This window comes from Sphaerisporangium sp. NBC_01403 (assembly GCF_045040145.1).
GTDB lineage: Bacteria > Actinomycetota > Actinomycetes > Streptosporangiales > Streptosporangiaceae > Sphaerisporangium > Sphaerisporangium viridialbum.
Window position 1 is genome coordinate 4679514 of sequence record NZ_CP109534.1, and the last position, 13219, is coordinate 4692732.

Sequence of the window (13219 nt, forward strand, 5' to 3'; positions counted from 1 at the left end):
GTCGCCGGGACGGTGGGGTCAGTGGACGCCGGCTTCGCGCATGTCGCGAAGCTCGCGTTTGAGCTCCTTGATCTCGTCGCGGAGGCGGGCGGCGACCTCGAACTGCAGGTCGGCGGCCGCCGTGTGCATCTGCTCGGTGAGCGACTGGACGAGCGACTCGAGCTGGGCCCGGGGCATCTCGCCCACGATCGCCTTGGCATGCTGGCCCGTCTGGCGGGCGGACAGGCCGGGAACGGGCGCCTTGCCGCGGCTCTGCTGGCGGCCGCCGCCGAGAAGCCGCTCGGTGTCGGCGTCCTCCCTGGTGAGGGAGTCGAGGATGTCGGCGATCTTCTTGCGGAGCGGCTGCGGGTCGACGCCGTTGGCCTCGTTGTAGGCCACCTGCTTGGCCCGGCGGCGGTTGGTCTCCTCGATCGCGCGCTCCATGGACGGCGTCACGCGGTCGGCGTACATGTGGACCTGGCCCGAGACGTTGCGCGCGGCGCGGCCGATGGTCTGGATCAGCGACGTCTCGCTGCGCAGGAAGCCCTCCTTGTCGGCGTCGAGGATCGCCACCAGGGACACCTCGGGCAGGTCGAGACCCTCACGGAGGAGGTTGATGCCGACCAGCACGTCGAACTCGCCCATGCGCAGCTCGCGGAGCAACTCGATGCGGCGCAGCGTGTCGACCTCGCTGTGGAGGTAGCGCACGCGGATGCCGAGCTCCAGGAGGTAGTCGGTGAGGTCCTCGGACATCTTCTTGGTCAGCGTGGTGACGAGGACCCGCTCGTTCTTCTCGGTGCGCTCGCGGATCTCGTGGACCAGGTCGTCGATCTGCCCCTTGGTCGGCTTGACGATCACCTCGGGGTCGACCAGGCCGGTCGGGCGGATGACCTGCTCGACCACCTCGCCCTTGCTGCGGCCCAGCTCGTACGGGCCCGGGGTGGCCGAGAGGTAGACGGTCTGGCCGATGCGCTCGAGGAACTCCTCCCACTTGAGCGGCCGGTTGTCCATCGCGGACGGCAGCCGGAAGCCGTGGTCGACCAAGGTGCGCTTGCGGGAGGCGTCGCCCTCGTACATCGCGCCGATCTGCGGGACGCTCTGGTGCGACTCGTCGAGGACCAGCAAGAAGTCCTCGGGGAAGTAGTCGAGCAGGGTGTTGGGCGCGGTGCCGGCCTCGCGGCCGTCGATGTGCCGCGAGTAGTTCTCGATGCCGGAGCAGGTGCCGACCTGGCGCATCATCTCGATGTCGTAGGTGGTGCGCATGCGCAGCCGCTGGGCCTCCAGCAGCTTGCCCTGCTTCTCCATGGTGGTGAGCGAGGCGCCGAGCTCGGCCTCGATGCCGCGGATCGCCCGCTCCATGCGCTCGGGGCCCGCGACGTAGTGGGAGGCGGGGAAGATGTAGAGCTCGGGATCCTCGGTGATCACCTCGCCGGTGAGCGGGTGGAGCGTCGAGAGCTTCTCGATCTCGTCGCCGAACATCTCGATGCGCACGGCCAGCTCTTCGTACTGCGGGATGACCTCGATGGTGTCGCCGCGGACCCGGAAGGTGCCCCGGGTGAAGGACAGGTCGTTGCGGGCGTACTGCATGTCGACGAGGCGGCGCAGGAGCTGGTCGCGCTCGATCTCCTGCCCGACCTTGAGCCGGACCATGCGGTCGACGTACTCCTGCGGGGTGCCGAGGCCGTAGATGCAGGAGACCGAGGCCACCACGACGGTGTCGCGGCGCGTCAGCAGGGAGTTGGTCGCCGAGTGGCGCAGGCGGTCGACCTCGTCGTTGATCGAGGAGTCCTTCTCGATGTAGGTGTCGGTCTGCGGGACGTACGCCTCGGGCTGGTAGTAGTCGTAGTAGGAGACGAAGTACTCGACGGCGTTGTTGGGGAGCATCTCGCGCAGCTCGTTGGCGAACTGGGCGGCGAGCGTCTTGTTGGGCTGCATCACCAGAGCCGGCCGCTGCAACCGCTCGATGAGCCACGCCACCGTCGCGGTCTTGCCGGTGCCGGTGGCACCCAGCAGGACGTTGTCCTTCTCTCCGGCCTTGACGCGCCGCTCGAGCTCGGCGATCGCGGTCGGCTGGTCGCCGGACGGGGTCATGTCGGTGACGACCTGGAAGGGCGCCACCCTGCGCTGCAAATCTGTTACCGGCCTCACGTCTCCATAACCTACGCGGAGCCACCGACATTTCCGGGCCCGGCGCCGGACGGACCGGAATCCCCGCTCATTCGCCCTGCCCCTGGCCCATCTTTGACCGTCTCGTTACCATGACGACGGGGCTGACTGATCGTCGAGGCGGGGCGGGGCGCCATGGAGCGCGTGGGGAAGTTCGTCGCTTGGGTCGGCAAGAACGCCGACGGTGTGATCGCTCTGTTGCTCGCCGTCTTCATCGCCTTCCTCGGGCTCACCGCGAGCGACCAGATCCTCGGCCAGCCGAAGGGCGAGCTGATCAGCGGGGTCACCCTCCTGGTCCTCGGGCTGCTGACCGCCGCGATCCTGCGCGACCGCTGGCGGCAGGAGCCCATGGAGGAGACGATCAGGGAGAACTTCCGCACCACCTCAGGAGCCCTGGCGAGCCTGCCCGCGCGCCTCGACCGCCTCTCCGAGCTGGAGGCCGTCGTCGAGAGCGCCCGGCGCGTGCTCGACGACCTGCAGATCGTGCAGGCGCTCAACGGGGCCGACGAGATCTCGCAGGCCCACGCCCAGGCTCGGCGCTCCACCGACCGCTGGATGTTCAAGGGCGGCACCGGCACGTACGTACGGGCGGTGACGCTGCCCGATCTGGTCGTCGCCGCCCGCCGCGAGCGCAGGGCCCTGCTCGTACGGCTGGAGATCATCGACCCGACCCACGCCGGGGTCTGCGAGGCGTACGTGCGCTTCCGCCGGTCGGTGTCCGAGGCCCCCGACGGCACCGGGGAGTTCTGGACGGTCGACCGCACTCGCAAGGAGTCGTACGCGACGATCCTCGCGGCCTGCTGGCACCGGCAGCGGTTCAGCCTGCTCGACATCGACCTCGGGCTGTCGGCGACGATGACGACCTTCCGCTGGGACCTGTCGGCCGACTACGTCATCATCACGGTCGAGGACCCCAACCGCGCCCTGATGAGCCGGCGCGGCAGCTTCTACTACGACCACTGCGCCACCGAGCTGCTCTCCAGCCTCGACCAGGCCAGGCGTGTGCCCATCGAGGCGGCGAGGTCGGCGCCGCTCAGCGACGAGCCCACGGTCGACGAGGCCCGCAAGCTCTTCGAGGCGCTCGGCCTCGGCCTGCCGAAGTCGTACGGCGACCGCGACGTGGTCGAGATCATCCGTAAGGCCATTCGAGCGAAGAACCCATACTCGATATGAAATATCAGGATCTGTACGACGAGCTGACCTCGGGCGCGGTCCCCTCCACCCTCCCCCGCCGCACGCTGCGGATGCTGGAGGACATCGCCTCGGGAAGATCCGCGATCAGGGCGATCCGCCACCCGCTGGGCTTCATGTGCCTGCCCGTGGAGCGCGGCGGTGGGCACGGTGGCGAGCACGGCGTCTGCGTGCACCTGTGGTCGGGCAGCTTCCCGAGCACCGGCGTCACCACCTCCGAGGTCCACTGTCACAGCTGGGACCTGGTGAGCTACGTCCTGTACGGCCAGGTGCGCAACGAGCTGGCCAGCGTCGCCGACAGCGGCGCTGGCGCCACCCACCGGGTGTTCGAGGTGGTCAGCGCGGGCGGGGTCGACAGCATCAGCCCGACAGAGCGCACCGTGCGGTACACCGGGGGCAGGTCGGGGGTCTACCGCGCAGGGGACGTCTACACGCTTCCCGCGGGGGTCTTCCACCGCAGCGTGGTTCCCGAGGGCACAGACACGGCCACGATCGCGCTGGGCAGCGGGCGCCACGGCACCGATCTGTCCCTCGGCCCGCTGAGCTCGCGCTCCCACCGCGTGACCAGGGAACGCTGCGACGATGAGGAGACCGCGCGGGCCGCCCGGCTGGCCGCGGAGCACCTTGCGCGAACCTAGGAGGATCCCGTGGATCTCGATCACGCCCGCCGCGTGGCGGTGGTGGCCGCGGAGGCGGCCGGGGCTCTGCTCAGGGAGCGGACGAAGGGCGACCTCGGGGTCCGCTCCAAGGGCCGGGGCGACATCGTCACCGATCTCGACCTGGCCTCGGAGAAGCTCCTGCTCGAACGCATCCAGGCGGCCTTCCCCGGGCACCGGGTCGTGGCCGAGGAGTCCGGTGTCTCGGGCGATCCGGACGGCGACTGGACCTGGCTCGTCGACCCGCTCGACGGCACGAACAACGTCGCGATCGGCCTGCCGCTGTACGTCGTCGGGCTCGCCCTGTGCCACGGCGGCCTGCCGCAGCTCGGAGTCGTCCACGATCCCGTCGGCCGGCAGACGTGGTCGGCGGTCAGGGGCGGGGGCGCCTCCGGCCCCCAGGGGCCCGTGCCGTCCCCCCGCTACCGGCCGAGCCCGCACGGGCCGGTGCTCGCCTGGACGCAGGGGCACGACGTCTCCCGCGACGATCCGGCCATGCGCGGGCTCAAGGCCGCCCTCGACGTACGGGCGCGGCGGGTCCTGCAGCTCTGGGCGCCCCTGCTGGGGTGGGTGATGCTCGCGCGGGGCGACATCGACGCGGTGGTGGGCTACCGGGCGGAGGCGGTCGACCTGCCCGGCGGGCTGCTGATCGCCCAGGAGGCGGGCCTGTGCGTGCGCGCCTTCGACGGCGAGCCCTTCGACGGGCACACGGAGCTGCCCTCGCACAGGCGGAGCTTCGTGGCGGCCCACCCCGCGCTCGTCGACGACCTGCTCGGCCTGGTCACCGCCTCCACGCGGTGAGCGGGGCGCTCAGGCGGTGAGCAGGAGGGCCGCGACCGTGGCCGCGATGCCCGTCACGGCCAGGCAGACCCCGGTGAGCACGAACTTCACCAGCGGCACCCTGACGGCGCGGCGCCTGCACCACTCGAACCACAGCAGGGTGGCCAGCGAGGCCCACGGCGTGATGACCGGCCCGACGTTCGTGCCGATGAGCAGCGAGAGCAGCTGGTCGTGGTTCCCGGGCGGTACGACCCGCTCCCCGGCGTAGTACGCGGGCAGGTTGTTGACGACGTTCGACAGCCCCGCGCCCGCCGCGGCGGCCCGGTAGCCCCCCGCCGCGTCGCCAGACTCGCCGATGAGCGCCCGCATGAGATCGTCCAGCCCGTACCGGCTGAGCGTGGGCACCACGAGGAACAGCCCGGTGACGAAGACCAGGAGCTGCCAGGGGAACAGCCCCCAGGTGAGCTTCGAGCGGTCGCGCCAGGCGAAGGCGGCGACGACCAGGACGGCGGCCACGGCCGCCGCGACGCCGATCTGGAGCCCCGCGAGGATCGCCACGATGAACAGCGCGCAGGCGGCGGCCGCGACGGTGAACAGCACCCGGTCGCCCATCGGCGCCTGGGGCGGCGGATCGTACCTGTCCGCGCCGCGCTCGCCGCGCCGCCAGAAGAAGATCCACAGGCACAGCATCGTCACGGCGATCGCCGTGGCCTGTGGTGCCCACATGCGGCCGGCGAAGTCGCGCGTGGACAGCTCGACGCGGCCCATGGCCAGCAGGTTGGTGAGGTTGGAGACCGGCAGGAGCAGGCTCGCGGTGTTGGCCAGCCAGATCGTGGTCATCGCCAGGGGCAGCGGCGCGATGCGGGCGCGCGGCGCCAGGGCGAGCATGACCGGCGTCAGCAGCACCGCGGTCGTATCCAAGTTAAGAAATATCGTGACAAATGACGCGAAAGCCGTACACAGGAGGAACAGCGCGGCATAGTTCCCGCGCCCGACGATCGCCAACCGGCTGGCGAGGACGTCGAAGACGTTCGCCTCCTTGGTCAGCTCGGCCAGCACGATCACCGCCGCCAGGAACAGCAGCAGCGGGCCGATGCGGCGGAGGTTGGCGACCGCCTCGTCCGCCGGGAGCAGCCCCGTGGCCACGCAGACCAGCCCCACGGCGAGCACACCGACACGGACCCAGTCGAGGACCGTCAGCCGCCGTGTCACGCAGGCCATGATCCCACACCGGCAAAAGATCAGAATCCTCGAAAGCCCCTGCGGCACAGGAGATAATGGCGCCGGTGAACCCGCACGGCGGTCACGCCGTCACACGAGGGAGAGTCTCGCGGGTGGCGGTCCCCGGCCTTCCCGGCCGGGGTGAGGTGTGCGAGGAGTGGGAGTCCGCATGGACGGTCGGAACGGCACGCGCACCGAGATCTTCGTCAGCTACTCCCCCGCGGACGAGCGCTGGGCCACCTGGATCGCCTGGCAGCTGGAGGCCGCCGGATATCGCACCATGCTCCAGGCCTGGGACTTCGTGCCCGGCACGAACTTCGTCGACTTCATGGACCGCGGTGTCAGCGAGGCGGGGCTCATCGTCGCGGTCCTGTCCCGCAACTACCTCGGGTCGCGCTTCGGGCGGCAGGAGTGGCTGACCGCCTTCCGCGCCGACCCCGACAACCCGGGCAACCGGCTCGTGACCATCCGCATCGAGGACTGCCCCCTCGAAGGGCTGCTGTCCACCATCACGTGGGTCGACATGGTGGGGGTGACCGACCCCGACGAGGCCAGGTCGCTGCTGCTCGGCCGCATCCAGCACACCCTCGCGGGGCGGGCCAAGCCCGCCGAGCAGCCCGGCTTCCCCGTCGCGTCGGCCAAGACGATCCCGGGCACCGTCGTCCAGGAGGCGCCCGCCATGCCCGGGGCCACCGGAGACGGCGGGGTCCCCGAGAGCGGCGGGAGTCCTCGGAACAGCGGGGTCGTCGCCGGAAACGGCGGGGTCGTACGGACCGAGGTCCCGCCCGCCCGCGCCGAGCCGCGCCTCCCGCCCCTGCGCAGGACCCCCGTGGCCCCGCCCACCTTCCCAGCGAGCGCGGACTCCCGCCAGGAGCGCTCGTCGATCACGCTGCTGCACGTCGCGGGGCCCAGGTTCGGGCGCGGGCTCGCCGAGGCGGACGAGCCGCTCGGGGCGGGCGAGCTGCAGTCGAGCGTCTGGGCCGACCTCACCCGCCTGGCCGACGCCGGGGTGCCCCGCCCCGACCTGCTGGTGGTCACGGGCGACATCACCGAGTCCGGCAGCATCCGCGAATACGGCGAGGCGCTCGCGTTCCTCACCGGGCTCCGCGTGCTGCTCGGCCTGGAGCCCCGGCGGCTGGTCGTCGTGCCCGGCCCCCGCGACGTCACCAAGGCGGCGAGCCGGGCGTACTTCGCCACCTGCGAGGCCGACGACGTGGCCCCGGAGCCGCCCTACTGGCCCAAATGGCGGCACTTCTCCGGCCTGTTCAAGGATGTCTACCAGGGGCTCTCCGACCCCGACTTCGACAGCGCGCAACCCTGGAGCCTGTTCGCCGAGCCCGAGCTGAAGGTCGTCGTCGCCGGGCTCAACTCCACCATGGCCATGAGCCATCGCGAGGAGGACGCCTACGGGCAGCTCGGGCAGGCGCAGGCCGCCTGGTTCGCCGAGCGGCTGCGTCCCTTCGAGGAGACCGGGTGGCTGCGCGTCGGAGCCGTCGGCCATCCCCCCTCTGCCCTGCGGGACGCGAGCACGCTGGAGCAACTGCTGGGCGCCAGGCTGAACCTCCTGCTGCACGGCGGCGGCCCTGACGAGATCGGCTTCATCGGCGACCTGCCCTGCGTGCCGTCCCTGGCGCCGGGACGCCACCAGATCATCGAGATCACCCCCGAGGGCGTACGCCGCTGGGCGCGCGACCGGCCGGAGATCTCCCCGCCGGACGAGATCCGGTACGACCGGCGGGCGGTGCACGGCACGTTCCCCCCGGCCGCCGCCGTCGAGCGGGCCACGCTGAACCCTCTGGAGGCCCCGCCCAACACCGGAGGGGAGCCCGAGCGGCAGGCGGACCCGTCGAGCCTGCTGCTCGACCGCGTCGCCGAGGTCTGCGAGACGCGCAGCGACCGCGCCAAGATCCGCAAGGTGCCGGGCGAGCCGCCGCACCTGCTCGTCACCCTGGCCGAGGACGGCTTCGTCCGCCAGCAGCTCATCGGCGCCCACGCCGGCTCCCTGACGGCCGAGGACGTCACGGCCTTCCTGCGGCAGGTGCACGCGGCGGGGCTGGAGCACGGCTCCGAGCTGGTCTACCAGGGGCCCACCCCGTCCCGGCTCATGCGCGACGACGCGCTGCGGCGCGGCGTGCGGCTGCGCAGCTTCACCGAGTTCCAGGGGCTGCTCGACCTGTCCGACCACGTCGCCGACCAGACCGCCCGGCTGCGCGGCGACCGGCGCTACCCTCCGGAGCTGTACGTCCCGCAGCGCTACCGCGAGGTCGACCGCACCGGCCAGGGCGTCAGGGACGACCTCGCGGGCGAGCTGATGCGCCTGCTCGCGGCCGACCACGGCCGCTTCGTGCTGCTGCTCGGCGACTTCGGGCGCGGCAAGACGTTCGCGCTGCGCGAGGTGGCGCGCAGGATCCCGGCCGAGCTCCCCCACCTGACGCCGATCCTCATCGAGCTCAGGGCCCTCGACAAGGCGCACTCGGTCGACGGGCTGGTCGCGGCGCATCTGGCCAACCACGGTGAGGAGCTGATCGACCTCAAGGCCTTCCACTACATGCTCCGCCAGGGCCGCATCGTCCTGCTCTTCGACGGGTTCGACGAGCTGGTCACCCGGGTCACCTACGAGCGCGCGGCCGACCACCTCGACACGCTGCTCCAGGCGGCGGAGGACAAGGCGAAGGTCGTCGTGGCGAGCCGCACCCAGCACTTCAAGTCGCACGCCCAGGTGCTCACGGCGCTCGGCGAGCGGGTCGGCACGCTGCCGCACCGGCGGGTGCTCAGCGTGGAGGAGTTCACCCCCGCCCAGGTCCGCGCCTACCTCGTCAACCGGTACGGCGGCGACGCGCGGGCCGCCGACGACCGCATGAGCATGCTCACCGGCATCGCCGACCTGCTCGGCCTCGCCCAGAACCCGCGCATGCTGAGCTTCATCGCCGATCTGCCCGACGACCGCCTCCGCGCCGTGGCCCAGGCGGGCGAGACCATCAGCGCGGCCGGCCTCTACGCCGAGATCCTCGACCACTGGCTGGTCTTCGAGGAGCGGCGCACCCACGTGCCCGGGGCGCCCGGAGACCTGAACGCCGCGGAGCTGTGGCGGGCCGCCACGACGCTGGCCCTGCGCCTGTGGGAGAGCGGCGAGTCCTACCTCCAGCCGGCCGAGCTCACCGAGGTGGCCGAGACGCTCGCCGAGCTCGCCGACAACCGGCTGTCGGTCAGCCAGACCGCCCATGCGATGGGCACGGGCAGCCTGCTCGTCCGCACCGACGAGGGGCTCTTCGGCTTCATCCACTCCTCGGTGATGGAGTGGCTGGTCGCCAGGCACCTCGCCGCGACGCTCGGCGAGCGGCTCGCGCGGCGTCCCCTGTCCGCGCTGATCGTCGACTTCCTGTGCGACCTCGCCGACACCGGCCGGCTGCAGGCGTGGGCGGGCAAGACGCTGGCGGATCCCGGCGCGGACGACGTGGCGCGGGCCAACGCGATCAAGGTCACCACCCGTCTGCGCACCCCCGCGCGCACCGACCTGCGCGGCGCCCGGCTGCACGGTGAGGACCTGTCCTACCGCGACTTCGCCGGCGTCGACCTCACCGGGGCCGACCTGACCGAGACCCAGCTCGTCGGGGCGAACCTCTCGCGCGCCATCCTCCGCGACGCCCGCCTCAACGGCGCCCGGCTGGACGAGGCCGTGCTGGCGGGGGCGGACCTGCGCGGCGCCGACCTCACCCGGGCCCGGCTCCCCCGGGCCGACCTCCGCGACATCGCCACCGAAGGCGGGCGCTGGGATCGCGCGGCCCTGATCGACGTCACCGCCTCCCCCGCGCTCCGGGCCGATCCCGCGCTGCACGGCGCCGCCATCGCGCCGGGCCACCCGGTGACCCCCGAGCTGGCGCCCCCGCAGGTCGGCGTCCCGTACGGCTTCCACTTCCAGAGCAGCCGCCTGCCGGAGCCGATCGCCTACGGCCCCGGTGGCGGGGTCCTCGCCGTCGGCACGGAGGACGGCGGGGTGCTGGTGTGCGACAGTGTCACCGGGTCACCGCTGCGCACCCTCCACGGCCACCGCGGGCGGGTGTACAAGGTCACGTACGGGCCGGGGGCGCTGGTGACCGGCGCGGGCGACGGCACCGTACGGGTGTGGGACCCGCTCACCGGCGAGATCCGCCACGTCCTCACCGGGCATCCCGAGGGGGTCTGGCCGGTGGTGGTCAGCCCGTCCGGCGAGCTGGTCGCCGCGGGCGGGGCCGACGGCGTGGTCCAGGTGTGGTCGGCCGTCACCGGAGCGCACGTGGCCTCGCTGCCCGGCCACACCTCCCCGGTCTACACCGCCGTCTTCCTGCCCGGCCGGCTCGTGACCGGCGACGCCGGAGGCGCCATCCGTGTCTGGGACCTGGACACCGGCAGGCTCAGCCACGTGCTGACCGGTCACCGGGGCACCGTCTACCGGCTGGCGCTCAGCCCGGACGGCCGCATGCTGGCCGCGGGCGACCACACCGGCGCCATCAAGATCTGGAACCCCGCCGCCGGCACGCAGCTGCACGACCTGCGCGGCCATACCGGGCGCGTCTACGCCCTGGACTTCCACCCCTCGGGCGACCTGCTTGCGTCCGGTGACACATCCGGCGGGCTGCGCCTGTGGGATCCCCGTCGCGGCGAGCCCGCGGGGGCGCTTCCCGGCCACTCCGGAGCCGTCTACCAGGTGCTCTTCGCCCCCGGCGGTGACACGCTGGCCACCGGCGACAGCGACGGCATGGTGCGCGTCTGGGAGCCCGAGACCGGGCGCCAGCGCGCCGAGCTCGCCGGCCACCGGGGCTCGGTGTGGCCGTTCGCCTTCCGCCCCGACGGCCGGCAGCTCGCGACGGCCAGCAACGACGGCACGGCACGGCTGTGGGACACCGAGACCGGACAGTGCCGGCACACCCTGCGCGGCCACGGCCGCCGGATCACGGGCGCCCGGTTCAGCGCGGACGGCACCATGCTCGCCACCAGCGGCAACGACGGCTACGTCCGGCTGTGGGACCCGCGCACCGGGCGCCGCCTGCGCGAGCTGACCGGCACCGCCGACCGGCTCATCTCCGCGATCTTCAGCTCCGCCGGCCCGCTGCTGGCCACCGCGAGCAACGACGGCGGCGTCTACCTGTGGAACCTCGCGGCCGGTTCCTTCGAGCGCGAGCTGAACGTCGAGACCGACCACGTCTGGGCGGAGGCGTTCAGCCCGGACGGTGAGATCCTCGCGACGGCCAACGACGACGACACCGTCCGGCTGTGGTACCGCGTCTCCGGACGGGAGCTCTGCAACTTCTCCGAGCACCGGGGGCGCGTGCGGTCGATCGCGTTCAGCCCCGACGGCGCCACCGTGGCCACCGGATGCGACGACCGCGTGGTCAGGCTGTGGGACGTCGCGTCCGGCACACGGCTCGCCACCCTCGAAGGCCACTCCGACCGGGTCTACGCCGTGCGGTTCGACCCGACGGGCAGGCTCCTCGCCAGCGCGAGCAACGACGGCACCGCCCGCGTCTGGGAGCTCGGCCCGCAGGGCTCGCCCTCTCCCGCGACGCCCCTGCACACCCTCAGGCGGCACACCGGACGGCTCTGGACGGTGGACTTCAGCCCCGACGGCACGGTGCTCGCCACGGCCGGGGACGACCTCGTCGTACGGCTGTGGGACACCGCGTCGGGGCGGCACCTCCACACGCTGGTGGGCCACACCCGCCGGGTCTGGTCGGTGGCCTACAGCCCCGCCGGCGACCTGCTCGCCAGCGCGGGGGACGACGGTGCGGTGATCCTCTGGGACCTTGCGGGCGGGGTCCCGGTCCAGCGGGCCACGCTCCTCGGCCTGGCCGAGGGATGGGCGGCGTTCAGCCCCGACGGCCGGTACAAGATGGAGGGCGAGATCGCCGGCCAGTTCTGGTACGTCGTCGGCATGTGCAGGTTCGACCCTGGCGAGCTCGATCCCTACCTGCCGGGCGTCCGCCAGATCGCCTTCGACGCCGAATTCTGACCCGGGCACCCACTCCCTGCGGCTGGATACCGTCTCGCGGCCCCTCCAAGCCGTCGCAGGGCCTCGCCGTGTCCGTTAGGGATCCCCTTTTCGCCCGAGATGGCGGTAGAGCCTTGTAGGCGGCCTGAGGCCCGTCCGGTCAGCCGGTGGCCGTCTCGCGGCGTTTCTGGAGCTGGGCCCAGACCTCGGCGACGCGCGCGTCCAGCAGGCCGAGGGGACCCTCGTTCGGGATCACGATGTCGGCGATCTTCAGCCGGTCCTCACGGGTGGCCTGCGACCTGATGCGGGCGAGGGCGTCCTCCTCGGCCATCCCCCGCAGGTCGACCAGCCGGGCCAGACGCACCTCGTCCGGGGCGTCCACCACGATCACCACGTCGTACATCGGCGCCAGGTTGTTCTCGGCGAGCAGCGGCACGTCGTACACGACGACCGCGTCATCGGGCGCGCCCTCCTGCAGCTCGGCAACCCGCTCCCCCACCCTCGGGTGGACGATGGCGTTCAGCCGCCGCAGCTTGTCGGGGTCGGCGAACACGATCTGCCCGAGCTTCTCGCGGTTCAGGGAGCCGTCGTCGCGGAGCACTCCCCGGCCGAACGCCTCGATGACGAGGGCCAGACCGGTGGTGCCCGGCTCTACGACCTCACGCGCGATCTTGTCGGCGTCGATGACCACCGCGCCGTGGCCCGCCAGGCGCCGGGACACCTCGCTCTTGCCCGACCCGATGCCGCCGGTCAGCCCGATCTTCAGCATGCACGGAAGGGTAGCCAACGCTAGGCGGGCTTGCGCATGTGCACCAGGGTCAGGTGGTCGTGGACGCGCTCGCGCCGCGTCTCGCGGTAGCCCAGGCGGCGGTACAGCCGGAGGTTGCCCTCCGAGAGGTGCCCGGTGAACAGGTCGAAGGCGTCGACCTCGGCGCCCAGCTCCCGCTCGACGGCCTGGAGCAGCGCGGTGCCGACTCCCCGGCCCTGCTGGTCGGGAGCCACCACGAGCCGCCCGATGATGCCGGCGCGGTCGGCGAGCTGCCCGCGCACCGCGCCGACGATGCGGTCACCGGCGAGCGCCTTCAGGACGGTCGCGCTCGCGATCGTCGCGCGCATCCGGTCCAGCGACTCCACCAGGGGGCCGATGAACGGGTCACCGTACAGCTGCGCCTCGCTCACGTAGGCCGCCCGCTGGAGCGTGAGGATCTCCCCGGCGTCCTCGGGCCCGGCCCGCTCGATCCGCGTCACCCGCCCACTGTAG

General features: G+C 72.4%; 8 protein-coding genes. 4 read left to right on the forward strand and 4 right to left on the reverse strand.

Annotated elements, in window-relative coordinates:
* Positions 1–18 precede the first annotated feature (18 nt).
* The gene (uvrB, locus tag OG589_RS21085; RefSeq protein WP_405151536.1) at positions 19–2127 is read right to left on the reverse strand and encodes an excinuclease ABC subunit UvrB; all 2109 of its coding nucleotides are present in this window, start codon (positions 2125–2127) and stop codon (positions 19–21) included.
* 153 nt (positions 2128–2280) lie between these two features.
* Between uvrB and OG589_RS21090 the strand changes: the two genes are divergently transcribed.
* The 3 genes from OG589_RS21090 to OG589_RS21100 are packed head-to-tail and all read left to right on the forward strand — an operon-like array spanning position 2281 to position 4793.
* Positions 2281–3318, forward strand: coding sequence for a hypothetical protein (locus tag OG589_RS21090; RefSeq protein ID WP_405151537.1), 1038 nt, complete (start codon positions 2281–2283; stop codon positions 3316–3318).
* A complete protein-coding gene (locus OG589_RS21095; RefSeq protein WP_405151538.1) occupies positions 3315–3974 on the forward strand; it encodes a hypothetical protein in 660 nt (219 codons plus the stop codon). The genes OG589_RS21090 and OG589_RS21095 overlap by 4 nt, the downstream gene beginning before the upstream one ends.
* Positions 3975–3983: 9 nt before the next feature.
* On the forward strand, positions 3984–4793 hold the full coding sequence (locus tag OG589_RS21100; protein WP_405151540.1) for an inositol monophosphatase family protein: 810 nt from the start codon (positions 3984–3986) through the stop codon (positions 4791–4793).
* Between the two features lie 9 nt (positions 4794–4802).
* Here OG589_RS21100 and OG589_RS21105 read toward each other — a convergent pair whose 3' ends face one another.
* On the reverse strand, positions 4803–5993 hold the full coding sequence (locus tag OG589_RS21105) for an SLC13 family permease (protein WP_405151542.1): 1191 nt from the start codon (positions 5991–5993) through the stop codon (positions 4803–4805).
* Positions 5994–6162: 169 nt separating this feature from the next.
* Here OG589_RS21105 and OG589_RS21110 point away from each other — a divergent pair, with 169 nt between their 5' ends.
* Entirely contained in the window at positions 6163–11979 is a 5817-nt protein-coding gene (locus OG589_RS21110) for a TIR domain-containing protein (RefSeq protein ID WP_405151544.1), read from the forward strand.
* Positions 11980–12118: 139 nt separating this feature from the next.
* Here the strand turns inward: OG589_RS21110 and coaE are convergent, their stop codons facing one another.
* Positions 12119–12727: a dephospho-CoA kinase gene (coaE, locus tag OG589_RS21115; RefSeq protein ID WP_405151546.1), complete on the reverse strand. Its 609-nt coding sequence runs from the start codon at positions 12725–12727 to the stop codon at positions 12119–12121.
* Positions 12728–12747: 20 nt separating this feature from the next.
* Complete coding sequence (locus tag OG589_RS21120; protein ID WP_405151548.1) at positions 12748–13206, reverse strand: GNAT family N-acetyltransferase; 459 nt, start codon at positions 13204–13206, stop codon at positions 12748–12750.
* Positions 13207–13219 lie beyond the last annotated feature (13 nt).

What these genes read in the sequence shown, in the direction of transcription:
- coaE (WP_405151546.1), bottom strand. Translation starts at nt 12,727, where the DNA reads ATGCTGAAGATCGGGCTGACCGGCGGCATCGGGTCGGGCAAGAGCGAG.
- OG589_RS21110 (WP_405151544.1), top strand. Translation starts at nt 6,163, where the DNA reads ATGGACGGTCGGAACGGCACGCGCACCGAGATCTTCGTCAGCTACTCC.
- OG589_RS21105 (WP_405151542.1), bottom strand. Translation starts at nt 5,993, where the DNA reads ATGGCCTGCGTGACACGGCGGCTGACGGTCCTCGACTGGGTCCGTGTC.
- OG589_RS21090 (WP_405151537.1), top strand. Translation starts at nt 2,281, where the DNA reads ATGGAGCGCGTGGGGAAGTTCGTCGCTTGGGTCGGCAAGAACGCCGAC.
- OG589_RS21095 (WP_405151538.1), top strand. Translation starts at nt 3,315, where the DNA reads ATGAAATATCAGGATCTGTACGACGAGCTGACCTCGGGCGCGGTCCCC.